General features: G+C 63.9%; 21 protein-coding genes. 9 read left to right on the forward strand and 12 right to left on the reverse strand.

Translation table 11 applies throughout. The features are described 5' to 3' along the window. The first annotated feature begins 162 nt into the window (after positions 1 to 162). Positions 163 to 1,146, forward strand: a complete 984-nt coding sequence (gene egtD, locus PQR53_RS03095) for an L-histidine N(alpha)-methyltransferase (RefSeq protein WP_408451084.1) — start codon at positions 163 to 165, stop codon at positions 1,144 to 1,146. Positions 1,147 to 1,277: 131 nt separating this feature from the next. Here the strand turns inward: egtD and PQR53_RS03100 are convergent, their stop codons facing one another. After that, the gene (locus PQR53_RS03100; RefSeq protein ID WP_179739934.1) at positions 1,278 to 1,571 is read right to left on the reverse strand and encodes an acylphosphatase; all 294 of its coding nucleotides are present in this window, start codon (positions 1,569 to 1,571) and stop codon (positions 1,278 to 1,280) included. Between the two features lie 175 nt (positions 1,572 to 1,746). Here PQR53_RS03100 and hpnA point away from each other — a divergent pair, with 175 nt between their 5' ends. Together hpnA and PQR53_RS03110 are read left to right on the forward strand one after the other, a co-directional pair. After that, a complete protein-coding gene (gene hpnA, locus PQR53_RS03105) occupies positions 1,747 to 2,757 on the forward strand; it encodes a hopanoid-associated sugar epimerase (protein WP_408451085.1) in 1,011 nt (336 codons plus the stop codon). 179 nt (positions 2,758 to 2,936) lie between these two features. Then, entirely contained in the window at positions 2,937 to 3,515 is a 579-nt protein-coding gene (locus PQR53_RS03110; protein WP_408451086.1) for a hypothetical protein, read from the forward strand. A 77-nt stretch (positions 3,516 to 3,592) separates the two neighbouring features. Here PQR53_RS03110 and PQR53_RS03115 read toward each other — a convergent pair whose 3' ends face one another. Both PQR53_RS03115 and hpnC read right to left on the reverse strand, forming a co-directional pair. Then, positions 3,593 to 4,765: a glycosyltransferase gene (locus PQR53_RS03115; protein WP_408451087.1), complete on the reverse strand. Its 1,173-nt coding sequence runs from the start codon at positions 4,763 to 4,765 to the stop codon at positions 3,593 to 3,595. Positions 4,766 to 4,776: 11 nt separating this feature from the next. Beyond that, positions 4,777 to 5,643 (reverse strand): squalene synthase HpnC, encoded by an 867-nt coding sequence (gene hpnC / locus PQR53_RS03120; protein WP_408451088.1) that lies wholly within the window; start codon positions 5,641 to 5,643, stop codon positions 4,777 to 4,779. 333 nt (positions 5,644 to 5,976) lie between these two features. Here hpnC and ispH point away from each other — a divergent pair, with 333 nt between their 5' ends. Both ispH and hpnH read left to right on the forward strand, forming a co-directional pair. After that, positions 5,977 to 6,921, forward strand: a complete 945-nt coding sequence (gene ispH / locus PQR53_RS03125; protein ID WP_408451089.1) for a 4-hydroxy-3-methylbut-2-enyl diphosphate reductase — start codon at positions 5,977 to 5,979, stop codon at positions 6,919 to 6,921. Positions 6,922 to 6,931: 10 nt separating this feature from the next. Then, positions 6,932 to 8,092, forward strand: coding sequence for an adenosyl-hopene transferase HpnH (hpnH, locus tag PQR53_RS03130; RefSeq protein ID WP_179739922.1), 1,161 nt, complete (start codon positions 6,932 to 6,934; stop codon positions 8,090 to 8,092). A 141-nt stretch (positions 8,093 to 8,233) separates the two neighbouring features. Here hpnH and PQR53_RS03135 read toward each other — a convergent pair whose 3' ends face one another. Continuing rightward, complete coding sequence (locus tag PQR53_RS03135) at positions 8,234 to 8,839, reverse strand: MlaC/ttg2D family ABC transporter substrate-binding protein (protein WP_408451090.1); 606 nt, start codon at positions 8,837 to 8,839, stop codon at positions 8,234 to 8,236. A gap of 213 nt (positions 8,840 to 9,052) precedes the next feature. Between PQR53_RS03135 and hpnN the strand changes: the two genes are divergently transcribed. Together hpnN and PQR53_RS03145 are read left to right on the forward strand one after the other, a co-directional pair. Continuing rightward, positions 9,053 to 11,668: a hopanoid transporter HpnN gene (gene hpnN / locus PQR53_RS03140; protein ID WP_408451091.1), complete on the forward strand. Its 2,616-nt coding sequence runs from the start codon at positions 9,053 to 9,055 to the stop codon at positions 11,666 to 11,668. A 2-nt stretch (positions 11,669 to 11,670) separates the two neighbouring features. Then, entirely contained in the window at positions 11,671 to 12,738 is a 1,068-nt protein-coding gene (locus tag PQR53_RS03145) for an MlaA family lipoprotein (protein ID WP_408451092.1), read from the forward strand. A 173-nt stretch (positions 12,739 to 12,911) separates the two neighbouring features. On the opposite strand, the gene PQR53_RS03150 is transcribed toward PQR53_RS03145, so the two are convergent. After that, entirely contained in the window at positions 12,912 to 13,211 is a 300-nt protein-coding gene (locus tag PQR53_RS03150) for a hypothetical protein (RefSeq protein ID WP_408451093.1), read from the reverse strand. Between the two features lie 392 nt (positions 13,212 to 13,603). On the opposite strand from PQR53_RS03150, the gene PQR53_RS03155 reads away from it, so the two are divergent. Beyond that, positions 13,604 to 13,960 carry a hypothetical protein gene (locus tag PQR53_RS03155; RefSeq protein ID WP_408451094.1) on the forward strand — a complete coding sequence of 119 codons (357 nt, stop codon included), beginning with the start codon at positions 13,604 to 13,606 and terminating at the stop codon, positions 13,958 to 13,960. A gap of 123 nt (positions 13,961 to 14,083) precedes the next feature. On the opposite strand, the gene PQR53_RS03160 is transcribed toward PQR53_RS03155, so the two are convergent. From PQR53_RS03160 to PQR53_RS03190, 7 genes are all read right to left on the reverse strand, one after another. Beyond that, positions 14,084 to 14,815: a phosphorylase gene (locus PQR53_RS03160; RefSeq protein WP_408451095.1), complete on the reverse strand. Its 732-nt coding sequence runs from the start codon at positions 14,813 to 14,815 to the stop codon at positions 14,084 to 14,086. 3 nt (positions 14,816 to 14,818) lie between these two features. Then, on the reverse strand, positions 14,819 to 16,855 hold the full coding sequence (gene shc, locus PQR53_RS03165) for a squalene--hopene cyclase (RefSeq protein WP_408451096.1): 2,037 nt from the start codon (positions 16,853 to 16,855) through the stop codon (positions 14,819 to 14,821). Next, positions 16,852 to 18,117 (reverse strand): hydroxysqualene dehydroxylase HpnE, encoded by a 1,266-nt coding sequence (gene hpnE / locus PQR53_RS03170; protein ID WP_408451097.1) that lies wholly within the window; start codon positions 18,115 to 18,117, stop codon positions 16,852 to 16,854. The genes shc and hpnE overlap by 4 nt, the downstream gene beginning before the upstream one ends. Positions 18,118 to 18,121: 4 nt before the next feature. Next, complete coding sequence (hpnD, locus tag PQR53_RS03175) at positions 18,122 to 18,973, reverse strand: presqualene diphosphate synthase HpnD (protein ID WP_408451098.1); 852 nt, start codon at positions 18,971 to 18,973, stop codon at positions 18,122 to 18,124. 183 nt (positions 18,974 to 19,156) lie between these two features. Then, on the reverse strand, positions 19,157 to 20,101 hold the full coding sequence (locus tag PQR53_RS03180) for a sensor domain-containing diguanylate cyclase (RefSeq protein WP_408451170.1): 945 nt from the start codon (positions 20,099 to 20,101) through the stop codon (positions 19,157 to 19,159). A 14-nt stretch (positions 20,102 to 20,115) separates the two neighbouring features. Continuing rightward, positions 20,116 to 20,739: a chemotaxis protein CheC gene (locus PQR53_RS03185; RefSeq protein ID WP_408451099.1), complete on the reverse strand. Its 624-nt coding sequence runs from the start codon at positions 20,737 to 20,739 to the stop codon at positions 20,116 to 20,118. Continuing rightward, a complete protein-coding gene (locus tag PQR53_RS03190; RefSeq protein WP_408451100.1) occupies positions 20,732 to 21,100 on the reverse strand; it encodes a response regulator in 369 nt (122 codons plus the stop codon). The genes PQR53_RS03185 and PQR53_RS03190 overlap by 8 nt, the downstream gene beginning before the upstream one ends. Before the next feature lie 704 nt (positions 21,101 to 21,804). Here PQR53_RS03190 and PQR53_RS03195 point away from each other — a divergent pair. Further along, a complete protein-coding gene (locus tag PQR53_RS03195) occupies positions 21,805 to 24,093 on the forward strand; it encodes a hybrid sensor histidine kinase/response regulator family protein (RefSeq protein WP_408451101.1) in 2,289 nt (762 codons plus the stop codon). The last annotated feature ends 211 nt before the right edge of the window (positions 24,094 to 24,304 follow it).

Consider the following 24,304-nt stretch of genomic DNA (forward strand, 5'->3'; position numbering starts at 1 on the left):
TTTGCAAGCGTCATCGGCAATCTCAATCAGCCGGGCCGGCAAGGCAGTCCACGCGGACCGGGCCCGCCTTTCCTTCCCGCGGCATGCATCACCTGCGCTTCAGTGCGCCTGCCGCCACCCGGCCAGCAATCCTGCTCATCGAATGTGACTACTGGAGCCAGCATGACCCAGCCAGCCCTCTCGCACGACGCATCGCCCGATCTACTGCGCGCCACCTTCGCCGCCGACGTACGCGCCGGACTCACACACACGCCTCAGAAAGAACTGCCCTCGAAGTATCTGTATGACGAAGTCGGCTCCGCGCTGTTCGAAGTGATCACCGTGCTGCCCGAATACGGCGTGACACGCGCCGAGGAACGTCTGCTGACAAAGCACGCGGCGGACATCGTCGCGCATCTGCCGCATGACGTGACCGTCGCCGAACTGGGCAGCGGCAGCGGCCGCAAAACGCGGCGCATTCTGGAAGCGCTGTGTAAAAAGCGCCCTACTTCTTACTGTCCGATTGAAATTTCGCGCAGCGCGTTGCAGTTGTGCAGACGCGAACTCGGCGACATCGAGCGGATTTCGATCGTCGGTTATGAACGCGATTACCTCGCCGGACTGGCCGAAGTAAGCAAGAACCGCGCGTCGGACGAGCGGCTCCTTGTACTGTTTCTTGGCAGTACGATCGGTAATTTCGGCAGACTCGCTGCGACGCGGTTTCTGCGCGATATCCGCAATATGATCGCGCCCGGCGATGCACTGTTGCTCGGCACGGACCTGATCAAGCCGACCCCGGTGCTCGTGGCCGCCTACGACGATTCGATCGGCGTCACGGCAGCGTTCAATCTGAATTTGCTGGCGCGCATCAATCGCGAGCTCGACGGCGACTTTCCGCTCGATGCGTTCGAGCACATCGCCCGCTTCAATCCGGACGCGCGCAGCATCGAAATGCATCTGCGTGCGAAGCGCGATCTCACCGCGCGCGTGGGCGCCGCGCAGTTGACGGTCTCGCTCAAGGCAGGCGAAACGATCTGGACCGAGAGCAGCCACAAATATCGTGCGGACGAGATGCCCGCAATCGCCGACGACGCCGGCTTTGTGTGCAGCCATCAGTGGATCGAGGATCAATGGGGCTTCGCGGAGAGCCTGCTGGTGGCGCGCTAAAGCGCTAAGCGGTACGCGGTTTGCCTTATCGGGCCGCAAGCCGGATACGCGAGACACACCAACGACAAAACGGCGCGCTATCGATGTGATGGCGCGCCGCCTTTGTCTTGCCCTGCACGAAGTCCCCGCGCTCAGTGTTGCTCGAAACGCTCGAAGCGCTTTTCGGTCGCGCGCTCTTCGCCGGCCACTTCGGTCACGCGCGCCGCCGGCGGCCCGTGACGCAGCCACGACAGCATCCGGTCGACCTGGTTGGCCGAGCCCTGCAACATGGCTTCGACGGAACCGTCGTCGAGATTCGCCACCCATCCCTTGATACCGAGCGCGTGCGCCTGGCGTACCGTAGCGTGGCGAAAGCCCACGCCCTGCACCGTGCCACGCACGCGTACGTAGTATGTTTCGATCCGTAGATCCAGATCCGGAGCCATGCCGTCCTCTCAACGCAAAATTCTTTCAAGCCGGCATTCTAGTCGCGTCGCGGCAAGATTGCTCGGCGGCGCATGAGCTCGTCCGAGCTCGCCCACGCGCTCGAAGCACCCTGCGCGGCACGCGGCACGCGCGCCACGTACAATCCGTCGACTGTCACGCAGGGAATCAATCAGAATGACCGAACAGAATCGCGATCTCGTGCTCGTGACCGGCGCATCCGGCTTCGTCGGCTCGTCGGTGGCGCGCATCGCGCAACAGAAGGGTTTCAAAGTGCGCGTGCTGGTGCGCGCCACCAGTCCGCGCAAAAACGTCGAAGCGCTGGACGCGGAAATCGTCGTGGGCGATATGCGCGACGAAGCGTCGATGCGCAACGCGCTGCGCGGCGTGCGCTATCTGCTGCACGTGGCCGCCGACTATCGGCTGTGGGCGCCGGACCCGAGCGAAATCGAGCGCTCGAATCTCGAAGGCACCGAGGCGACCATGCGCGCGGCGTTGAAGGAAGGGGTCGAACGTATCGTCTACACGAGCAGCGTGGCCACGCTGAAGGTCACCAGTTCCGGCCAGTCCGCCGATGAAACCTCGCCGCTCAAAGCCGACCAGGCGATCGGCGTGTACAAGCGCAGCAAGGTGCTGGCCGAGCGCGCGGTGGAGCGGATGATCGCCGAGGACGGCCTGCCTGCCGTGATCGTCAATCCGTCCACACCTATCGGCCCACGCGACGTCAAGCCGACGCCGACCGGCCGCATCATCGTCGAGGCGGCGCTCGGCAAGATTCCCGCGTTCGTGGATACGGGGCTGAACCTCGTGCATGTGGACGATGTGGCCGCCGGGCATTTTCTCGCGCTCGAACGCGGCAAGATCGGTGAACGCTACATTCTCGGCGGCGAAAATCTGCCGCTGCAGCAAATGCTCGCGGATATCGCCGCGCTGACCGGCCGCAAGGCACCCACGCTGAGTTTGCCGCGTGGGCCGCTTTACCCGCTGGCCATTGGCGCCGAAGCGGTTGCGAAGTTCACGAAGCGCGAACCATTCCTCACTGTCGACGCGTTGAGGATGTCGAAGAACAAGATGTACTTCACATCGGCGAAAGCGGAGCGCGAGCTAGGCTATCGCGCGCGGCCCTATCGCGAGGGCTTGAGCGACGCGCTCGACTGGTTCCGGCAAGCCGGGTATTTGAAGCCCTGACGCGAGCATGTCAATCGGGCGGCCGCGCGTAAATCGAGCCGCGTGGGTGGGACCGCACAGCCCTAGCCGCCCAACCCGACGCGACCTGCACGCACTTTGTTACAACGTCACCGTGTTTGCGGCAGGTAAAAGCCCGCGCGTAGCAGGTAAAATCGCGGGTCTTACCAGAGAAACCTCGCATGAATCTTCACGAACAGCTCGGCGCGCTGGAAGTGGGCGTCGATCAGCTCATCCAGGCTGTCGTGGCCCCGCAGGCCGAAAACATCCCCGAGACACACGCAGAGGCGGCAGCGCAGGGAGCGCCGGCGGCAAATCACGTCTCGTCCCAATCGAAAGCAGAAGACCTTGCGCCTGAACCAGCGGCAGCCACAACCGCGGTAGAAGCGGCGGCGTCAGCACCTGCACCCAGCAGCGAGGAACCGGCCGCCCAATCGCAGCCCACGCTCGAAATCAACCGCCCTGCGCAAAACGAGATCACGATGACGATCGGCGGCCAGACGGTCGCGCTGCGTGCTGAGCAGATCGGCCAACTGATCGAGGAATTGGCGAACGCGCGGGCCTCGATGACCCCGGAACCGCCGCCGGGCATCTCGCCGGGCTGGCGCTTCGTGTCGACCAAAAATCCTGTCATGGCCGTGCAGAAACAGTCGAACGGCGACCGTCTGCTGGTCATGCGCCACACCGGCCACGGCTGGGTGCCGTTCACGTTTTCGCCCGACATGGTGATCCAGATGTACATGATGCTCACCAAGGGCTGACATACAAACGGTCGGGATAAAAAAACGGCGCCTGAGAGCGCCGTTTTTTTCGTCCGACAAATCCTTGAGCGCGTGTTTCAGCGCTCCTGCACCGGCGCCTGCACACGCGCCTTCCATTGCCCACCCTTGCCGCGCCAGTAGCGCACCGCCGACGCAAACGTCGCGCCGACATAGAACAACGCCACCAGCGGCAAAAATGGGGCCCAAAGGGGCGAACGGCGGTAATAGCTGAGCATCGGCGCATAAGCGCAGCACATGAGCGCCCACGCGAGCCACGCGGGCCAGCCCAGCGGACCGAGCACCAGCGCGGCCACCGGTGGCATCAGATAAATGATCGTCATGCCCAGCAGCGTGCCTGCCAGCAGCAGCGGCGAATAATGCAACTGCGTAAAGGCCGTGCGCGCGATCATGTTCCAGATATCGCGCCAGCTATCGTAAGGACGCAACGACACGCTGCGCGCCGCCACATCCAGACGGATCGGATGACGCCCCGTGCCACGATGCTTGATCCGCGCGGCAAGGCTGCAATCGTCGATCAGCTCGGCGCGGATCGACTCGATGCCGCCCGCTTCTTCCAGCGCGCTGCGCCGCACCAGCATGCAGCCGCCCGCCGCCGCCGCCGTGCGGTTGCGCGGGTTGTTGACCCACGTGAACGGATACAGCTTGGCGAAGAAGAACACGAAGGCCGGAATCAGCGCCTTTTCCCAGAACGAGTCGCAGCGCAAGCGCACCATCAGCGAGACGAGATCGCGCTTTTCCGCATCAGCCCGGGCGACGAGTTGCGCGACGGCGTCAGCGGGGTGGCCGATGTCGGCGTCGGTCAGAAGCAGAAAATCGGCGCGCAGCCCGAGCGTGCGCACCGCTTCGATACCTTGCGACTGCGCCCACACCTTGCCGGACCAGCCCGGCGGCAGCGGCTTCGCGCTCAACACCGTCAGGCGATCGGGGCATTGCAGTTGCAACGCGGCCGCGCGAGCGGCGTCGGCGGTGCCGTCGGTGCTGTGGTCATCCACGACGATGACGTGGAATTCGCCCGCATAGTCCTGCTCGAGCAAGGTGGTGACCGCCTGCGCGATCACATCGACCTCATTGCGCGCCGGCACCACGGCGGCAACCGCCGGCCAGGTTTCACGCGGTTCGAGCGTCAGCGGCGCAGCGGGACGCGTCCGCCAGAAACCGCCCCGCGCCAACAGCAACACACCCCAGATCAGCAGCGAAAGACCCGAAAGAAGAAATAGAACCGCCGCCATTAAGCCCGCCATTAAGCATTACCCTCGAGTGAACCCGCTTCCACGCCGACCCGCCGCGACAGGCGCATCACCAAAGTGCGCACCGCGACGATGCACCAGTCAAACGTGTTCAGCACCGGCCGCTCGCGAAACACGTCATAGCCGGCCTTTTCGATCCGCTCGAGGATGCGCAGGCCACCGTGGATGGCGCCACACAGCTCGATACCGAGCCGCCCGGGAATCCGCAACGCGAGCGGCGCGCCGCGTACCAGCGTGGCCCGCACAAACGAAATTTCGTAGGCCATCAGCTTCGTCCATGCATCGTCGACGACGCCCTTGGCGATCTGCGCCTCGGTCACGTTGAAGCGCCGCAGATCCGCCAACGGCAGATACAGGCGATTTTTTTTCCAGTCCGCAGACACGTCCTGCCAGAAGCTGATCAGTTGCGAGGCCGTGCAGATCGCTTCGGCGTCGGCGAGATTCTGCGGCGTGGCAGCGCCTACCAGATGCAGCATCAGCTGGCCGATCGGGCTTGCCGAGTGACGGCAATAGTCGAGCAAAGCGGTCCGATCCGCGTAACGGGTGGTGTCGATGTCCTGCCCGCAGCCATGGAGCAGATCGTAGAACGGTGCGAGCGGCAGTTTATACTGCGCGATCACACCGGCGAGTTTGCCGAACAGCAGCGGATGCACCGGCGCCGCGCGCCGCTCCGCTATCGCGTCGAGGCCGGCGCGGAAGTCGGCGAGGCGGGCGTGGCGCTCGGCCGGACTCCAGTCGCCTTCATCGGCGATGTCGGCAGCGGTGCGAACAACCTGATAGATAATGTCGATTGGCGTGCGCAGCGCCTTCGGCAGCAACACGCTCGCGACCGGAAAATTTTCGTATTGATCGACGTCCATCCAGCGAGCCTCGAAACCATTCTGTAATGCGGCCGCCAACATGCGCCGCAGGACCACGTAGTTTAAGGGTTCCGCCAAACCGCTGCAGCGTGTAATGATTGCCGGTTATGCCATGCACAGGGCGCCGGACGCCGGACCCATGGCGCGGCGCCTGCCCAACACCTTGGCGGGGCCTCGAAGCAAAGCCGGCCTGATAGCGTTAGAATGCGCGTTTGGTTTTGCTGTACCGGCTCATCGCCGGGGCTCAAGACGTCAACTAGATAGATGATCGCGGCGATAAAGTCAGAATTACCGGCTTCTTCGAAACCCGCGTCAGTCGGAGTTCGCCAATTTATGCGAGTCATCCTTGCTCAACCCCGCGGCTTTTGCGCGGGTGTTGTACGCGCCATTGAGATTGTCGATCGCGCGTTACAGCAACACGGGGCACCCGTGTATGTTCGCCACGAGATTGTTCACAATCGCCACGTGGTGGACAATTTGCGCCAGAAAGGCGCGCGCTTTGTCGAGGAACTCGACGAGGTACCGCAAGGCGCCGTGGCGATTTTCAGCGCCCACGGTGTCGCGCAGACCGTCGAGCGCGACGCGGAACAGCGCGGCCTCGACGTGCTCGACGCGACCTGCCCGCTCGTGACCAAGGTCCACGTGCAAGGGCGCCAATATGTGGCCGCGGGCCGTACGCTGATTCTGATCGGCCACGCCGGCCATCCGGAAGTGGAAGGCACGGTCGGCCAGATTCCGGGCAAGGTGCTGCTGGTGCAAAGCGAGGCCGAAGTCGCGCATCTGGACCTGCCGCACGATACGCCGCTCGCGTACGTCACACAGACCACGCTGTCGGTCGACGACACACGTGGCATTATCGATGCCTTGCTGCGCCGCTTTACCGACATCGTCGGTCCCGACACGCGCGACATCTGCTATGCCACGCAAAACCGCCAGGCGGCGGTGCGCGAACTGAGCAAAGAGGTCGACGTGCTGTTGGTGGTAGGCGCAACCAATAGTTCGAACTCGAACCGGCTGCGCGAGATCGGCAGCGAAACCGGCGTGGCGAGCTATCTCGTCGCCGACGGTTCGGAAGTGAAGCCGGAGTGGTTTGCGAATGTGCAGACCGTCGGCATCACAGCCGGTGCTTCGGCACCGGAAGAAATGGTGAAGAACGTAATTGATGCGCTGCGCGCATTGGGACCCGTCGATGTCACGACGATGGCGGGCCGTGAAGAGAAAGTCGAATTCAAGTTGCCATCGAAACTGATGCAACCACTCGCTGCACGCGAAGTTTAAGGAGGACGTCTTGTCTATTCCGCTGCTACAGAAAGTCCGGGTCGGCGCATACATCATGCGTCAGCATCTCTCCGGTAACAAACGCTACCCGCTCGCGTTGATGCTGGAGCCGCTGTTCCGCTGCAATCTCGCCTGCAATGGCTGCGGCAAGATCGATTATCCGGATCCCATCCTGAATCAGCGTCTGTCGCTCGAGGAATGCCTTGGCGCAGTCGACGAATGCGGTGCACCGGTTGTTTCCATTGCCGGCGGCGAGCCGCTGCTGCACAAGGAAATGCCGCAGATCGTGAAGGGCATCATCGCGCGCAAGAAGTTCGTGTACCTGTGCACGAACGCGCTGCTGATGGAAAAGAAAATGGACGACTACGAGCCGAATCCGTATTTCGTCTGGTCGGTTCACCTGGACGGCGACGAACAGGCGCACGATCACTCCGTGTCGCAGGAAGGCGTGTACGTCAAGGCAGTGGCCGCGATCAAGGAAGCGAAGCGCCGTGGGTTCCGCGTGAACATCAACTGCACGCTGTTCAACGACGCCGTGCCGGAACGCGTCGCCGCATTCTTCGACACGCTGGGCCCGATGGGCGTGGACGGCATCACCGTCTCGCCGGGTTATGCGTATGAACGCGCGCCGGATCAGCAGCACTTCCTGAACCGCGACAAGACCAAGCACCTGTTCCGCGAGATCTTCAAGCGCGGCAACAACGGCAAGAACTGGTCGTTCAGCCAGTCGGGCATGTTCCTCGACTTCCTCGCCGGCAATCAGACCTACGAGTGCACGCCTTGGGGCAACCCGGCGCGTACCGTGTTCGGCTGGCAGAAGCCGTGCTACCTCGTCGGCGAAGGCTACGTGAAGACCTTCAAGGAATTGATGGAAACCACGGAGTGGGAAAAGTACGGCACGGGTAACTACGAAAAGTGCGCGGACTGCATGGTGCACTGCGGTTTCGAAGCAACGGCCGTGATGGATACGGTTGCGCATCCGCTGAAGGCGTTGAAGGTTAGCCTGCGCGGTCCGAAGACGTCCGGCGCTTTCGTCAAGGATATTGCTTTGGATAAGCAGCGTCCGGCCGAGTACGTGTTCTCGCGGCACGTCGAGATCAAGCTCGAAGAGATTGGGCGTGCGGGCAAGGGCAAGAAGGTGCAGACGGCAGCCTCCGCTTCGGCACACTAAGTTTGCTTAGGGCGGCTTGGGATGGCTTAGGGTGGTTTTAGCCATTCCATCCGCCCGATGATGTGCAGGTTTTGCAAAAAAAGCGCGGTGGCCTGATTGCCACCGCGCTTTTTTCTTTGTGCGTGAATCTTTTGCCTGACGTCAGCCAGCGCTTCGTGCGTTATGCGCCGTCAGGAACTTGATCAGCCCATCAACGCCGCCCTTGGAAAGCTGATCGGCGAACTGCGTCTGATAAACCTGAATCAGCCAGGCGCCCATCATGTTGATGTCGTAAATCTTCCAACCGTTGGGGCCCTTGGTCAGCCGGTAACCAATGGCATCGTCTCCGCCGTTGCTGATCACGTGCGACTGCACGACCAGATCACTGGCACCGGCAGGCACGCTGACCGGCAAGAATTTGAATTTCACATCCTGATCGCGCAACTGCGACAGCGATGCCGCATACGTGCGCACCAGCAGCAACGTAAACTGCTCGTACAGCTGCTTCTGCTGCTCGGGCGTTGCCGTGCTCCAGGCCTTGCCAACCGCGATCCGCGTGGTCCGCTGAAAATCGGTAGCCGGCACAAAGCGCGTCTGAACCAGCTCGGTGATCTTCGCCATATCGCCGCCACGCGCCTGCGGATCAGCCTTCATCGCGGCAACCGTGCCTTCGACGGCACTCTTCACCATCGCATCGGGCGCGCTTTGCGCATAAGCCGCAGTGGACACTACGGCCGCAGCCAGAAAAGCAGACAGATAACGTTTCATACGCTTGCCAAAACCCCAAGAAGTAAGCGCCGGCGGGCTCGCAAGCCCGTGGCGAAAGCAGGATAGACCAAGTATACCGATAATGCGTTCCCGCCCCATGTGCACCGTCCGGGAGCCGTCCTTGCTACCGAAATGGAGCCGAACCGCTCCGGCTCTGTATACTTGTGCACTTTCGTCGAAAACACCATCCGTGATAAGGCCCTCTCCGCCTACATGCTGAAGTCATCTATCGTCCGTCTCGTCGCCTATTCGGTGCGTCATCCGTCACGGATTATCGCTCTGTCGCTCGTGCTCGCCGTTTTGAGCGGATTCTATGTCGCCCATAACTTCAAGATCAACACCGATATCAGCAAGCTCATCGAGACCGACAAACAATGGTCCTCGCTTGAAAATGCGATGGACGAGGCCTTCCCGGACCGCGGTCAAACCGTGCTGGTGGTGGTCGAAGCCCGCGCCCCGGAGTTTGCCGACGCCGCCGCCAATGCCCTGACGGCCGCGCTCAAAGCCGATCCGAAGGAGTTTGTCGCGGTCTCGCAGCCCGCCGGCGGTCCGTTCTTCGAACACAATGGTCTGCTGTTCCCAGCAACCGATGAGGTCCTCTCAACCACCTCGCAGCTCGTCCAGTCCCGCCCGCTCGTCAATGCCCTCGCGCACGATCCGAGCCTGACCGGGCTCGCCGGCACGCTCACCACGAGCCTGTTGCTGCCGCTGCAACTGGGTCAGGTGAAGCTGGCCGACATGAGCCATTTGCTGTCGCAAAGCGCAACCACGCTCGACCAGGTGCTGGCCGGCCGGCCGGCGGCATTCTCGTGGCGCGCGCTGGTCGACAAAAGCGCCGCCACGGAGCCGGCGCGCGCGTTCGTCACGGTGCAGCCGGTGGTGAACTACGACGCGCTGGAGCCGGGCGCGACCGCCTCGAAATCGATCCGCGACACCGCCGCCGCGCTGCATCTCGATACGCGTTATGGCGCCACGGTCCGCCTGACCGGCGAACAGCCGCTCGCCGACGAAGAATTCGCATCGGTCAAGGACGGCGCCGTGCTCAACGGCATCGGCACCTTCATCGTCGTGCTGGTCATTCTGTGGCTGGCGCTGCGTTCGGGCCGCATGATCCTCGCGGTCTTCATCACGCTGTTCGTCGGGCTCGCGATCACCGCGGCGCTCGGCCTGCTGCTGGTCGGCGCGCTCAACATGATTTCGGTCGCCTTCATGGTGCTGTTCGTCGGGCTCGGGGTCGATTTCGGCGTGCAGTTCGGCGTCAAATATCGTGAGGAACGTCATCGCGACGACCGTCTTTCCGCCGCGCTCGTGCATACCGCGCACAGCATCGGCGTGCCGCTGACGCTCGCTGCCGTGGCGGTCGCGCTGAGCTTCTTCTCGTTCCTGCCGACGGCTTACCGCGGCGTGTCGGAATTGGGCGAGATCGCCGGCGTCGGCATGTTCGTCGCGTACCTCACCAACATGACGCTGCTGCCGGCGCTGCTGAAAATCTTCAATCCGCCCGGCGAGGCCGCTTCGCCCGGCTTCAAGCAACTCGCCCCCGTCGACGACTTCCTCGATCATCACCGCAAGCCCGTGCTGATCGGCACGCTGATCCTCGTGATCGGCGCCACACCGTTGCTCACGCATCTGCGCTTCGACTTCAACCCGCTGCATCTGAAGGATCCGCACACGGAATCCATGGCGACGCTGCTGTCGCTGAAGGATTCGCCGGAAGCGGCGGTCAACAACGTGCATGTGCTGGCGCCCACGCTTGCTGACGCGGACCAGAAGGCCGCGCATCTGCGCACGCTGCCGGAAGTCGGCCGCGTGACCACGCTGGACAGCTTCGTTCCGGCCGAGCAGCAGCAAAAGCTGATGCTGATTGCGAGCGCGGCGCAGCAATTGTTGCCCGCGCTGCAGCAGCAGCCCTCGCCTCAAGCCACGGACGCGGTGCGGGTCGCCGCGCTCAAACGCGCGTCGAACCAGCTCTCGCTCGCCGCCGACGACCACCCGGGCCCCGGCGCCGCCGAAGCCAAGCACCTGTCCACCACGCTGCAAAAGCTGGCCGCCGCCGACGCCGCCACGCGCGACCGGGCCGAAACCGCGCTGTCCGAGCCGCTGCGCATCGCGCTGAAGCAACTGGCGGATCTGCTGCAACCCACCGAGATCACGCGCGAGAACCTGCCCAAGGAGATCTCCACGAGCTGGCTCTCGAAGGACGGCCGCGCACTGGTCGACATCGCGCCGAAGGTCAAGGCCGGCACCGATCCGAACGACGACGCGACGCTCGCCCGCTTCGCGCACGCCGTGAAGAAAGCCGAACCGGACGCGATCGGCGGCCCGATTTCGATCCTGCATTCCGCGGACACGATCATCAAGGCGTTCCTGCAGGCCGCCGGCTATGCGTTGCTGTCGATCGCGGTTTTGCTGTGGATCGCACTGCGGCGCGTCGGCGACATGCTGCGCACGCTGGTGCCGCTGCTGGTGTCGGCGCTGGTGACGTTGGAGTTGTGCGTGGTGTTCGGCATGCCGCTGAACTTCGCGAACATCATTGCGCTGCCGCTGATGCTCGGCGTCGGCGTAGCATTCAAGATTTACTTCGTGATGGCGTGGCGCAACGGGCAGACTGGCCTGTTGCAGTCGAGCCTCACGCATGCCGTGCTGTTCAGCGCGGCGACCACGGCGACGGCGTTCGGCAGCCTCTGGCTGTCGCACCATCCGGGCACGTCGAGCATGGGACGCTTGCTGGCACTCTCGTTGTTTTGTACGCTGATCGGCGCGGTGGTGTTCCAACCCGTGCTGATGGGCAAGCCGCGCCCACGTCGCGCGAAGCACAAAGGAATATAAGCATGAAGCTGCGAACCACCGTGCTGGCGCTGGCCGCCACCGGTCTGATGTCCGGCTGCGCGACCGGCCCCGACCGCAAGCCGGGCGACCCGTTCGAACCGGCGAACCGCGTAATTTTCAATTTCAACGACGGTCTGGACCGCTACGTCGCCGTGCCGGTCGCCAAGGGTTACCAGAAGGTGACGCCGCAGCCCTTGCGCACCGCTGTGAGCAACTTCTTTTCGAATCTGGGCGACCTGAGCAACGCCGCCAACAACCTGTTGCAGTTGAAGATCACGGACGCCACCGAAGACATCGTGCGCTTCGCGTTCAACTCGACCTTCGGACTTGGCGGCCTGCTCGATTGGGCGACGCCGGCCGGTCTGCCGAAGCATCATCAGGACTTCGGCCTGACGCTGGGGCACTGGGGCGTGCCGTCGGGCCCCTACCTCGTCTTGCCGCTATTCGGCCCGAGCACGGTGCGTGACAGCATGGGTCTGATCGTGGACGTGAAATTCAACCCGCTGAACTACATCGAGCCGGCGACACGCAATCCGTTGTACGTGTTGCATTTCGTGAGTACGCGCTCCGACTTGCTGGGCGCATCCGACCTGCTGCAACAGGCCGCGCTCGACAAGTATTCGTTCGTACGCGACGCCTATAGCCAGCAGCGCCGCGCGCGTTTGCGTGGCACGGGCGACAACGCCGCGCCGCTGCCGAACTACGACGACGAGGGCGGCGAGTCCGGCGCAGCCGCCCCCGCCGCAGGCGCCCCGGCGGCCTTGCCGAACTACGCGGACCCGGGCGACGCAGCGCAAGCGCCGAACGCGGCATCTGGGAGCGCCACGGGCGCCCCCGCAGGCGTGCCGAACTACACGGACCCGGGCGACGCCCCGCAGGCCCCGAACGCCGCCTCGGGAAGCACCACGGGCGGCCCGGCAGGCGTACCGAACTACACTGATCCGGGCGGAACGCCGAACGCACCGGCGGCGGCGCCTGCTGCCGCCTCGGGCGTCACTACACCGACGCCATCTCCGCAAACCGCGCCCACGGACAAGAAACCGCAGGAAGTCGTTCCGGCGACACAATAAGGGGTGTGGGTCGGACATGCGGCAAGCCTCAAGCTGCCGGGTGGCCTCGAAGAGCGGGCTGGGAAATTAGCATACGAAGCGGTGAGGCCGCGGATGGATGGCCCCGGCCCTGAAGAAGGCCGGTCCGTCCTCACGACATATGCAGTTTCTGGCGTCCAGCAGTCTCTGCCCGCTCAGACGTAAATGTCGACGCTGTTCCCAGGCTTCGGAACAGCGCCATCGGCAGCCTGCGCAGCAGTGGGCGGATGCTCAGTCTTATCGGTGCCATCAGCCGGGGGCACCGGAAAAAGCATACCCATCAGCGTCGATTTCTCCAGGTCCTCGGCGGTAATTCCGTCGTGGGCGACATCAGCCTCGCCCGAACCATTTGCGCCCTTTGGACCGGCCGCTGCGTTCTTGTCCTTCTCCTGTTGTTTCTCCAGCTGGATGGACGCACGCATTGCGTCGAAGAACTGCGCGCCAGCGATTCTCATAGTTGCCTCGTAGTGGGTTGGTCGCAAGACGCGTGAAACCACTTCTTGCTTTGACATCGGCCGATGGCTTTGCCTTCACTGAATCGCCGTTTCTCGACCTGCGGGACGGCGCCCGCACACACTTTATCGCGTATGCGTCGCCTTTCAAATGCCTAACTCTAGCGGATACGGAGACAGATAAGATTCGCTCCCACCGAAATGCCTTTTCGCGACAAATGAACAATCAAGGGATGGGGTTGAACCGAGAACGTACAGCAAGCTCAGCCACGCGCAGGGGTACCCGGATTGTCACCGTGCGAGCGATGCAGCGTCTCCGATCGCCCTCTTACCCTTTGCGTTCACTGGACATAGCATGAGCACCTTCTCATTTCCACAGATGGCCCGACTCGTCAGTGAGCATCACGCTGTTTCAAATCGCCATCCCGCAAACCGCGCCGGCGAACAAGAAACCGCAGGAAGCCGTTCCCGCGACGCAAGAGGGGTCTTGGACGAGACGAGACGAGACGACCCGGCGCAGCAAAGCCGCACGGGTCGCCGAAGAGCGCCTCAAACGGGGGGTTTATGAAGAGCGCTTCGGCGCGCGAAGCGTCGCTGGAAGAATGACGGCTGTGTCACTCACGCTGAATGTGCGAGGGCACGGATTCCAGATGCGCCACTACGGTGACTGTGCGGGGGACCCACTTATGAGCTGGCGGTGTGAGCCGCTTTCTTTTGCCTACTTTTTCTTTGCGGCCGGCAAAGAAAAGTAGGTGCCGCCCCGCACAGGGGCGACGCTAATAGACCAATAAGAAAACAAGGAAAGGCCAAAGAACCAGTTCAAGAAAAGCCCAAATCGGCGCCGCCGAGCACCACGCCGACAGCGGCAAAAACAATCAGCCAACCCCCATCTGCAAAACCCTAGCCTCCTCCATCGCATGCCGTGCCTGCACCAGCGAGGTCCGCGCCGCGCGCGCATCGACGGCGACCTGAAGCAGCGCCCCGAGCTGTGACGGTTGCCGCAGCAACTCCCGCAAAATCGGCCCCAGCGCCGTGGTGCCATCGTCACGCAAGCCGGCGGTGGCAGCGGAAGGCAACGTCCGCCAGGCCGGATCGACAATCGCGCGGCACACCGCGAACGGCAGACCATGCGCGGCGGCCGTCGCGCCGGCAATATGCGATTCCATATCGACCGCCAAAGCGCCGCTCGAGCGATGCAGCGCGCGCTTGTCGTCGGCGCTGACCAAAGGCGTGGTGACGGCAGCCATCAGGCCGCGCCGCAGACGCGCCGCCAGCGGCCCAGTGACAAGCGCGGCGGCGAGCCTGTCAGCCCATGGCCGATCGGTCTCGAGCCGTCCAAACGGCCCCTCGACGGCCTCAGCAACGATCAACGTGCCCGGCTCCAGGTCAGGCGCCAAACCACCGGCCGTTCCGAAACTGACGATCCCCGCACAACCACGCGCGACCGCGGCGCTCAACGCCCGCTCCAGCAGATCGGCGCGCGCCGCGTAGACCACTTCAACACCCTTGCCGCGGGCGATGCGCGCTTCGAACGCCATACCCGTCACCACGATCACCGGCAAGGTGCTGCAGCCGCCGTTGGCTGACGGTGTTGTCGAAAACGCCATCCGTTACATTCCGACCGCGACGCGCGTCAGCCCGTTGCGTTTCAGATGACGGAAGCGCGCCAGCGCCCACAGCGGGAAGAACTTGCGATAACCGTGGTAACGCAGATAGAACACACGCGGGAAACCGGTTGCCGTGAAGCGCGTTTCGTCCCACAGGCCGTGCTCGCGCTGTTCGCGCTGCAAATACTCGACGCCGCGCGCGACCGCCTCGTGATCGACCTCGCCCGCCGCCATCAGGCCCATCAGCGCCCATGCGGTTTGCGAAGCCGTGCTCGGCGCACGCTCGTAGCCGCGGTAATCGAGCTTGTAGCTCTCGCCGCCCTCGCCCCAGCCGCCGTCCTGATTCTGGATCGACAGGAGCCACTGCGCGGCGCGTTTCATACGGGGGTCGTCATGCGGCAGACCGGCGGCGTTCAGCGAACACAGCGCCGTCCACGTGCCGTAGATGTAGTTCAGGCCCCAGCGGCCGTACCAGCTGCCGTCCGATTCCTGTTCCTTCAGCATGTAGTCGAACGCACGTTGCGCCGGCTCGCTGCCTCGCGGCAATTCGCCGAGTTGCGCGAGCATCGACAGGCAACGGCCCGACACGTCCGCGGTCGGCGGATCGAGCAACGCACCGTGATCGGAGAACGGAATGTTGTTGAGGTAGTACTGGGTGTTTTCCGGTTCGAACGCGCCCCAGCCGCCGTCGCTGCTTTGCATGCCGACCACCCATTCGCGCGCCCGCGCAATGGCTTCGCGATCGACATCCGATTGCGTTAGCGCCGCCGAGCGTTGCATCGCCATCACGACCACGGCCGTATCGTCGACGTCCGGATAGTGCGCGTTGTTGTACTGGAACGCCCAGCCGCCGGGACGCACGTTCGGACGGCGTGAGATCCAGTCGCCGCGCACGTCGAGAATCTGCAGCGGACGCAGCCACGCGAGCCCGCGTTCGGCCGCTTGCTCAGCATGCGCTTCGCCGGTCTCGATCAACGCGTGCGCCACCAGCGAGGTATCCCACACCGGCGACAGACACGGTTGGCAATAGGCTTCGTCGTCCTTGACGACGAGCAGCTTTTCGATCGACTGACGGGCAATCGCGCGATTCGGATGATCGGCCGGATAGCCGAGCACGTCGTACATCATCACCGAGTTGGCCATGGCCGGGAAAATCGCGCCGAGGCCGTCTTCGCCGTTCAGCCGTTCGTCGACGAACTTCACCGCCTCGCGCATCGAGCGTTCGCGCGTCGTCTTCGGAAACAGGCCGTCGATGGTGCGCAACACGACGTCGACACCACGGAAAAAGCGGAACCAGCCGAGGTGCTGATGCGGCGCCCGATCACGCATGCCGGTGTTGACCGGTGCGGCGCGGAACAGCTCGTCGATACGCACGCGGCGGGGATTGCGCGCCACCGGCCGCTTCGCGTTCAGCACCAGCAACGGCACGATCACGGTGCGCGCCCAATACGACACCTTCGACAGATGGAACGGGAACCATTGGGGCAACAGCATGATTTCCACGGGCATCATCGGCACGGCGCGCCATGACACCACGCCGAACAGCGCGAGCAGAATCCGCGTGAACACGTTCACGGTTTCCGCGCCGCCGTCCGCCAGAATCGCTTCGCGCGCGCGGATCATGTGCTCGGCATCGGGCGAGTCGCCGATCATTTTCAGCGCGAAGTACGCCTTCACGCTGGCGCTGACGTCGATCGCGCCGTCGGTGAAGAGCGGCCAGCCGCCGCCGGGCAACTGGATGCGGCGCAGATAGCGGGCGATCTTCTGCTCCAGTTCCACGTTCGGCGTTTCGCCGAGATAGTGGACCAGCAGGACGTATTCCGCGGGAATCGTCGCGTCGGCTTCGAGTTCGTAGACCCAGTGGCCGTCCGGCTTCTGCGCGGCGAGGATCGCGTCGGTGGCGCGTGTGATCGCGGCATCGAGCGGCTCAGCGGAAGCGTGCGGCACGGCGACGGGCGCAGCCTTCGACGCATTCAGCGCGGCATCGGCGAATTCAGGCAGGACGGCGTCCAGTGGCTGGGCTTGAGATAAATCGTTCATCGGCGTTCCATCGGTTGATTCAGCAGCGTGTCCGCGGCCTTCTGGCCGGAGCGAATCGCGCCTTCGATCGTCGCGGGCAGGCCGGTAGCCGTCCAGTCGCCCGCGAGCATCAAATTGTTCCAGCGAGTGCGCGTGCCGGGACGCAGTGTTTCCTGGTCCGGCAAGGCGGCAAACGTCGCGCGCTTTTCCATCACGACCTGCCAGGCCGGCATCGGCTCGGCCGGCAAATTGACGGCCTGGGCCACTTCGGCCCAGATGGTTTTCGCGAGCGCTTCATGCGGTGTGTCGAGCAGGCGTTCGGCGGCGTTGATCGTGACCGACACGCGGCCCTCGAAGGCGAACAGCCAATCGGCCGTCGCGTTGAGCAGCCCCGTGACCGGCGCCATCCCGAACGGCGGCTCGATCGCGAAATGCACGTTGGCGATCGCCGCGAAGCGGCTCGGCGAGCGCAAACCGGGCACGAGCGTCTGTGCAACATCCGGCGGCACCGCGAGCACCACGGCCTGATTGGCATCGATCGCGATGCTTTCGTCCGCGAAATTCAGCGCCGAGACACGACCGGTGTCGGCAAATACGAGGTCCGTCAGGCGCGAACCGAGCCGGATGGCCGCGCCGCCATGCTGCAATAGCCGCAGCGCCGGATCGACAAAGGCGCTACTCAGGCCGTTGCGCGGTACCAGTGGCCGGCACGCCAGACCGCCGGCGACGAGCGCCTCCCTGACCATGGCGCCCGTGAGTTCCGCCGAGGCTTCACGCGGCTCGATATTGAGCATCGCGAGAAACAGCGGCCGCAGCAGGCGGTCCCATAGCGGGCCATTGCAGCGCAGGGTCTGCGCCACACTGCGCCCGGGCTTGGCGAACAGCAGCGGCACGAGCGTCAGATAGTGGGTCGGCCCGGTGTTCGGCACGCGCGCGTTCGGGTCGAAGATCCACCAGGGCAAGCGGCCCGGCGACAGGCGCACGGTCCAGCGTGCCCGCGTCGCCAGATCCACGAACGGATACTCGGGCTGGGCCGGGCCGATCAACTCGTCGGCAGCGCCGACCGCCCGCAGATAGTTAAGCGTCGCGAAATTGCCGGACAGCACCCTGTGATTGCCGCTGTCGATGGTCACGCCGAGCTTCGAATCGTAATACGAACGGCAACGGCCACCGGCCTGCTCGGCCGCCTCATGCAACACGACTTGTGCACCGCGCCGCTGCAATTGCACCGCGGCGGCGAGGCCGGCGAGACCGGCGCCGATCACATGGACGAGCTTTTGCATCAGCTCAGAAGAGCGCGTAACGCGCGACGATCCACAGCATGCGCAGCTTCGGCTTGCTGACCTTCGTACGCGGAATGTCGAAACCGCGGTCGAGCGTGCGGTCGAGCAGCACGCGATACACGCCCGACATGATGCGCGGCGCACGCACGTGGTTGCGCGGCTCGCGGTCCATGATCGCGTCGGAGGCGGCGAAATGCTGCCTCGCGCGCTCGGCGAGCGTGGCGCAGACGCGCGGCAAAGACGGATCGTCAGCGATCTGCGTCGGGCTCGTCACCGCGATGCCTTCGCGCGCCAGCAACTCGTGCGGCAGGTAGCAGCGATTGATGCCGGCGTCTTCGTCGATATCGCGCAGGATGTTGGTCAGTTGCAGCGCGCGGCCCAGATGGTGCGCGAGCAAACGGCCCGGCTCCTCCTGCATCCCGAATATCCTCACCGACAGGCGGCCCGCCGCACTCGCGACACGGTCGCAATACAGGTCGAGCATGGCTTCGTCGGGCGCGCAGATGTCGGCGGCGGCGTCCATCGCCATGCCGTCGATCATCGCGTGGAAGTCTTCGCGTTGCAGATGGAACGTATGAATGTGTCGCGTCAGCGCGCGCAAGGAAGCGCGCGGTGCGCCGGCGTAGCACGCGTCGATGTCGGCACGCCAGCGCTCGAGCGCGGCGGCGCGTTCGGCGCGTGGCAGGTCGTCGCTGTCGGCGATATCGTCGACAGCGCGGCAGAAAGCGTAGACCTGATACATCGCATCGCGCTGCGCGGCCGGCAGGATCCGCATCGCGAGATAAAACGAGCTGCCGGACGTGGCGGCTGCGGCGTCGATTTCTGTATCGTCCACGACAAGATTGGAAACAGCCAAGACGATCTCCGCTGGAGGCGCCCGCTGAAAGGCGTTCAAGAAGTTTTAATGCCTACCCGCAGGGCAGGCGGCCCGCGCGCGCGGACACGCGCGAAACACCCGGCAGGGATGCCGGAAACGGCGAAAAGTATAACAATCTTTGTGAGATGCCGCTGTTGGGCGGCGAATAGGGGGCCGGAAGGCTCAGATAAACGCCACCGAGCGGTTGCGTCCCTGCCGCTTGGCGCTATACAGCGCCGCGTCGGCTTCATTGATCAGCACGTCGTACGCCGGCACGCCCACGCGTGCCGCCGCTCCCCCCACGCTCGCGGTCACCGGCACGCTCGTGCCCTGCACTTCGACAGGCGTATCGGCGATCGTGCAGCGGATCTTTTCGGCGACCCGCATCGCGTCTTCGAGTGGCGTACAGGGCAGCAGCAACGCAAACTCCTCGCCACCGAAACGCCCGAAGGTGTCCTGCGCCCGCACCACGCCGGCGACCCGCTGCGCCATCACGCGCAACACCGTATCGCCGACGCCGTGGCCGAACTGGTCGTTGATCTTCTTGAAGTGATCGAGGTCGAACAGCAGCACGGACAACTCGCCGCCGTAACGCTGCCAGCGCGTGTACTCATCGCGCAAACGCGCTTCGAAGAAACGGCGATTGGCAATGCCCGTCAGACCATCCCGGTCCGCATATTCCTGCAGCTTGGCGACTGCCTCTTCACGTTCTCGCTGCATGATGCTGACATGCGTCACGTCGGAGATGGTCACACACACGGCCACCACTTCACGATCGCGCATGAGCGGCATGAACGTACAGTCCTGCTGCATGAAATCGACACCGCCGGTAATCGGCCGGTCGTGATCGAATTTGAAGAGATACGGGCGCTGCTCCCACGAACTGAATGCGAAACTGCCGAGCTGAAACACGCTTTCAATCTTGCGCGCCAGCCACACGCGCGGCACTTCCGGAAAGTGCGTGAAGAGCGATTTGCCCACCACCTGGTCCGGCGACAAGCCGCTGTGATCCTGCATGAAGCGGTTCCACATGAGCACATTCATATCGCGATCGAGCACGAAGATACCGAAACCGACGCGTTCGACAACCAGATCGCTCAACGACTTCACAGGCATATCGACAGACATATTCACAGGCATATTCATAGGCTGGACAACAGCTCGTCGAGCGCCGCGCTCATGTGGCGAATCGACTCTTCGGCCATCAGCATCACAAGGTGCGCGCGGAAGCTCTGATCCTCGAGCGCGAAATTGACTTCCACCAGCAAGGCGACTTCCCATTGCAGCACGCCGGGCTGGAACACTTCGTCGAGTGTCAGCGCCTGGCCGAGCAGGCCCGGCGCGGAGAAGACCGGCGTGCGGCCGAGCTGGTCGAGAATGCACGAGACACACGCACCCGTCAGCACGTTCGCGACGTCGAACACGAGTTCTTTCTGGCTCACCGCTTCATAGGTCGAGCGCGAGTACGGATCGCTGACAAGCGAACACAACTGATCGACGCTGTCGCTGCGGCAGATCACCAGCGCTTCGCCCTTGATGTCGGAACGAAAGCCCTGGCGCACCGCGCTCACCGTGTCTTCGATCCCGGTCATCTGGCGCAGCGCCTCAGCCGCCTCGCTCACTGCCACCACCTTCACGCGCGGCACCGACAATTCGATGAATGCGTCGAGCAGGCCCGCGAGACGCGTCGCGGCCTGGCCCATCGCCAGATTGGCGACCTCTTGCAGCGCGTCGCGCTGGTCTTCGGTGAGAACTGGCTCAGACATACAACCCGTACTCCTTGAGGATGGGTAGTAGCGCCTCGGGCGTCACGGGCTTGGCGATGAAGGCAGCGGCGCCGAGCGCGCGCACGCGCGACTGGGCCATTGGCTGAACATCGGCGGAGACGACGATGACGAAGGTGTTCAGGTCCTCATGCTGCAAGGCTTCCAGCACCTGGTAGCCGGTCATGTCCGGCATCGTCAGATCGAGGAACATCACCGAGGCTTTGCCTTCGCGATACAGAACGAGCGCTTCGCGCCCGTTCGCGGCATAGGACACGTCGACCTCCCAGTCCGGCGGCAATGCCTTGGTGAGCACCTTGCGGGCAAGCAATGAATCGTCGGCGATCACAATAGGCAAAGGCATGGGCGGGTCGGTAAGCGGAATAAGCTCTGGCGCGTTAACGGTGGGTAGCGGCGATTTCTTTAGCGCGCGGTCTGTCGGCTCGCGGCAACGCGAACTGAGGCTTGCGAGAATGAAGCTTGCAAACGAGCGGGGAGTGCCTGCAGTGAGGCACTTTTGATGGAACCGCTTTTGACAGCACTCATAGGCACGCAGGGATGCGTGCGAGCACGGTGAACGATGGCTATGACCAGCATGTTCGAAGCCTACCCCGAAGATCAATCCGCGCGGCTTCATGGATCGGGCTTGGTCCCCTTGCCGCGCGCGTTTTCCACGCGAGCGCCCTCCGTTACGCGTTGTGCGCGTCGTCTGGCTGCCCTCGCGGCAGATGTATCCGAACATGGCGGATACATTTTTTGTGATGACATCGATTCTCGAAGTAAAACGGCGGAAAGGCAACCCGCCATATTCACTCTAACTAAAAATAATTTCCTGTTAAACGTTATTTAGGAACATTTTTTGATAGATTCAGAGGATATTTTTTTGAATTTACACTTTTGTGTACGTTTGCGCTTCCCGATTTGTCACTTATTAGACGGCAGACAAATCCGGAGACGATCATTGGTCACGGTAACGAGTACCGCCGCGGCATGTCTATGCTTTTTGTATGAGGCCGATATCAGGCCGACACCCGACCCTTGCGTCCCGAACGATCCTCGCTATCGACCATGACCCCAAACCGGTTCGACCCGCCCGAAGCGAGCCGCCTTTCCGCCAGCCGTCAGGACGAGGCGCTGTTCCCCGTCGTGCCGGAACAGAATTTCCACGTCCGGCGCATCACGCTGATCGCCCTGCTGATCGTGGCCATCGTGCTGCCGTGCGTGTACGTCGCAGCGATGGCGTACAGCGATCTGCACGCGCGCATGGCCGACGCGACCGACGTCACGCTGCGCACCGTGCGCGTGGCGGAAGAACACGCACTGAAAGTGTTCGACATGAACGAGACGCTCGACGCGCGCATCGTCGACCTGACACAAGGTCTGGATGACAACGGCATTCGCGCAAAAGAAGGCGAGATTCACGAGAAGCTGCGCACCATGGGCGGCGGCTATCCTCAGGTCGCGGCCGTGTCGATTTTCGGCCAGCAAGGCGATCTGCTCGCCACCAGCCGTTTCTATCCCGTGCCGGCGCTGTCGATCGCCGATCGCGAAGATTTCGTCGGCATTCGCGACGGCAAGGGCCTCGAACATGTCTCGAAGGTGATGACGGGACACGTGGTGGGCGAGCAGGTGTTCAACACGGGGGTGGAGCGGCACGCCGCCGACGGCTCGTTTGCCGGCGTCGTCTCCGTCGCGCTGCGGCCCAGCTATTTCGACGCGTTCTACCGGGAACTGCTCGGCGGCGGCGCGAGCACGCCGATGACCATGAGCCTGCTGCGCACCGACGGCGCGGTCCTCGCGCACTATCCGCGCCGCCCGCGCGAGCCGGTGGCGGTGCCGCCGAACTCGCCGCTGGCGGAAGCACTGACGCAAGGGCGGCGCGCCGGCGTCGTACGAATGCATTCCGACCTCGACGGCGAGAATGTGATCCTCGCCTTCCGGCGTGTCGGCGCCTACCCGGTGTACGTGTCGTGCGGCTATCGCACCTCGGCGATCTGGGCCGCGTGGTACCGGCACCTGAGCATGCTGATCCTGTCCATGTTCACGCCGTCCATCGTGCTGTGGTGTGTGATCTGGCTGTCGCTGCGGCGCCTGGGCGCCGAAGAAGAGGCGTGGGAGCGCTGGCAGGCCGAGGCGTCAATGCGGCGCTCGATCGAATCCGCCTATCGTCAGTCGCGCAAGATGGAGGCGCTCGGCAATCTGGTCGGCAGTGTCGCCCACGATTTCAACAACCTGTTGATGATTGTCTCCGCCAACGTGCAGATCGTCCGGCGGCGCGGCACGCCGGGACTCGACCGCGAATTGTCGGCGATGGAGCGCGCGCTCAAGAGCGGTCAGTCGCTCACCCGGCAATTGCTCGGCGTGGCGCGCAAGCAGCCGTTGCGCAGCGAGACGCTGGCGCTCGAACGCTGGCTGCCGGCGTGCCGCGAACTGCTGCGCGCGTCGCTCGGCGCGAAAATTTCGCTGGTGATGGACATCGGCGCCGGTATCTGGCCGATGCGTGTCGACGTCGCCGAGCTCGAACTGGCGCTGATCAATGTCGCCGTGAACGCGCGCGACGCCATGCCGAACGGCGGCCGTTTCACGGTTCGCGCCGCCAATCTCAACTTCCGCCGCGAGGACGGCTTTCCACTGACCGGCGACTTCGTGCAACTCTTGCTCGAAGACACCGGCGGCGGCATGCCGCCTGAGGTCCTCGCGCGCGCCTTCGAACCGCTTTTCACGACGAAGCCGAAGGGCATGGGCACCGGTCTCGGCCTGCCGCAGGTTTTCGCCTTCTGCGAGCGCTCCGGCGGGCTTGCCGCGATCGACAGCGCGATCGGCGCGGGCACCTCGGTGCGGCTTTATCTGCCGCGCGCCGCCGCCGCCCCCCAAGCGGATGTGCCCGTGGAAGCGGGCGTCGACGAAAGCAGCGCGCCGCAAGGCCTGCGCATTCTGCTGGTCGAGGACAACGATGAGGTCGCCGCGGGCACGGAAGCTTTATTGCAGATGATGGGCCACCAGGTCACGTGCGTGTTCAACGCCGACACCGCGCTGCGCCTGTTCGACGACGCCCACGCAAGGCAGGCGCGCACCGGCGAGCCGCTGCCGTTCGATCTGGTGCTGTCTGACATTCACATGCCCGGCACGATGAACGGCATCGACCTGGCCGAAGCCGTACTGGCGTTCGACACCAAACTGCCGGTCATTCTGGTCACCGGCTACGCGGAGGAACTCGACCGCGCGCGGCATGTGGACGTGCGAGTGCTGTCCAAACCCTTCGATATCGCATTGCTGGAAAAACTCTTGCAAGCAATCCAGCGCGACCTCGCGCAGACCGGCGCGGATCCGGCCGCGGCAACCCATCCCGCCGACTAAAGCCTGCGGCTTCAGGCTCGCCGCCTTTCGCTAGCGATTTACCACCGATTGTAAAAGCGCGGCGGCACGGCGCCGCGCGCTTGCGCGGTCCGATCTGCTCAGACAAGTGCCAACGGGCGTGCGGGCGCGTCCAGCCGGCCCGGCATGATCGTTGCGGCGTATTTGCGGAAGGAGGCCCGCGCGTGGTCGCGCCGGCCGTTCCAATCAAATA

The organism is Paraburkholderia fungorum, assembly GCF_046027605.1.
GTDB lineage: Bacteria > Pseudomonadota > Gammaproteobacteria > Burkholderiales > Burkholderiaceae > Paraburkholderia > Paraburkholderia fungorum_F.

Excerpts from the sequence above, each read along its gene's own strand:
- egtD (WP_408451084.1), top strand. The coding sequence starts at position 163 with ATGACCCAGCCAGCCCTCTCGCACGACGCATCGCCCGATCTACTGCGC.
- PQR53_RS03100 (WP_179739934.1), bottom strand. The coding sequence starts at position 1,571 with ATGGCTCCGGATCTGGATCTACGGATCGAAACATACTACGTACGCGTG.
- hpnA (WP_408451085.1), top strand. The coding sequence starts at position 1,747 with ATGACCGAACAGAATCGCGATCTCGTGCTCGTGACCGGCGCATCCGGC.
- PQR53_RS03110 (WP_408451086.1), top strand. The coding sequence starts at position 2,937 with ATGAATCTTCACGAACAGCTCGGCGCGCTGGAAGTGGGCGTCGATCAG.
- PQR53_RS03115 (WP_408451087.1), bottom strand. The coding sequence starts at position 4,765 with ATGGCGGCGGTTCTATTTCTTCTTTCGGGTCTTTCGCTGCTGATCTGG.
- hpnC (WP_408451088.1), bottom strand. The coding sequence starts at position 5,643 with ATGGACGTCGATCAATACGAAAATTTTCCGGTCGCGAGCGTGTTGCTG.
- ispH (WP_408451089.1), top strand. The coding sequence starts at position 5,977 with ATGCGAGTCATCCTTGCTCAACCCCGCGGCTTTTGCGCGGGTGTTGTA.
- PQR53_RS03135 (WP_408451090.1), bottom strand. The coding sequence starts at position 8,839 with ATGAAACGTTATCTGTCTGCTTTTCTGGCTGCGGCCGTAGTGTCCACT.
- hpnN (WP_408451091.1), top strand. The coding sequence starts at position 9,053 with ATGCTGAAGTCATCTATCGTCCGTCTCGTCGCCTATTCGGTGCGTCAT.
- PQR53_RS03145 (WP_408451092.1), top strand. The coding sequence starts at position 11,671 with ATGAAGCTGCGAACCACCGTGCTGGCGCTGGCCGCCACCGGTCTGATG.
- PQR53_RS03150 (WP_408451093.1), bottom strand. The coding sequence starts at position 13,211 with ATGAGAATCGCTGGCGCGCAGTTCTTCGACGCAATGCGTGCGTCCATC.
- PQR53_RS03160 (WP_408451095.1), bottom strand. The coding sequence starts at position 14,815 with ATGGCGTTTTCGACAACACCGTCAGCCAACGGCGGCTGCAGCACCTTG.
- shc (WP_408451096.1), bottom strand. The coding sequence starts at position 16,855 with ATGAACGATTTATCTCAAGCCCAGCCACTGGACGCCGTCCTGCCTGAA.
- hpnE (WP_408451097.1), bottom strand. The coding sequence starts at position 18,117 with ATGCAAAAGCTCGTCCATGTGATCGGCGCCGGTCTCGCCGGCCTCGCC.
- PQR53_RS03180 (WP_408451170.1), bottom strand. The coding sequence starts at position 20,101 with ATGTCTGTCGATATGCCTGTGAAGTCGTTGAGCGATCTGGTTGTCGAA.
- PQR53_RS03185 (WP_408451099.1), bottom strand. The coding sequence starts at position 20,739 with ATGTCTGAGCCAGTTCTCACCGAAGACCAGCGCGACGCGCTGCAAGAG.
- PQR53_RS03190 (WP_408451100.1), bottom strand. The coding sequence starts at position 21,100 with ATGCCTTTGCCTATTGTGATCGCCGACGATTCATTGCTTGCCCGCAAG.
- PQR53_RS03195 (WP_408451101.1), top strand. The coding sequence starts at position 21,805 with ATGACCCCAAACCGGTTCGACCCGCCCGAAGCGAGCCGCCTTTCCGCC.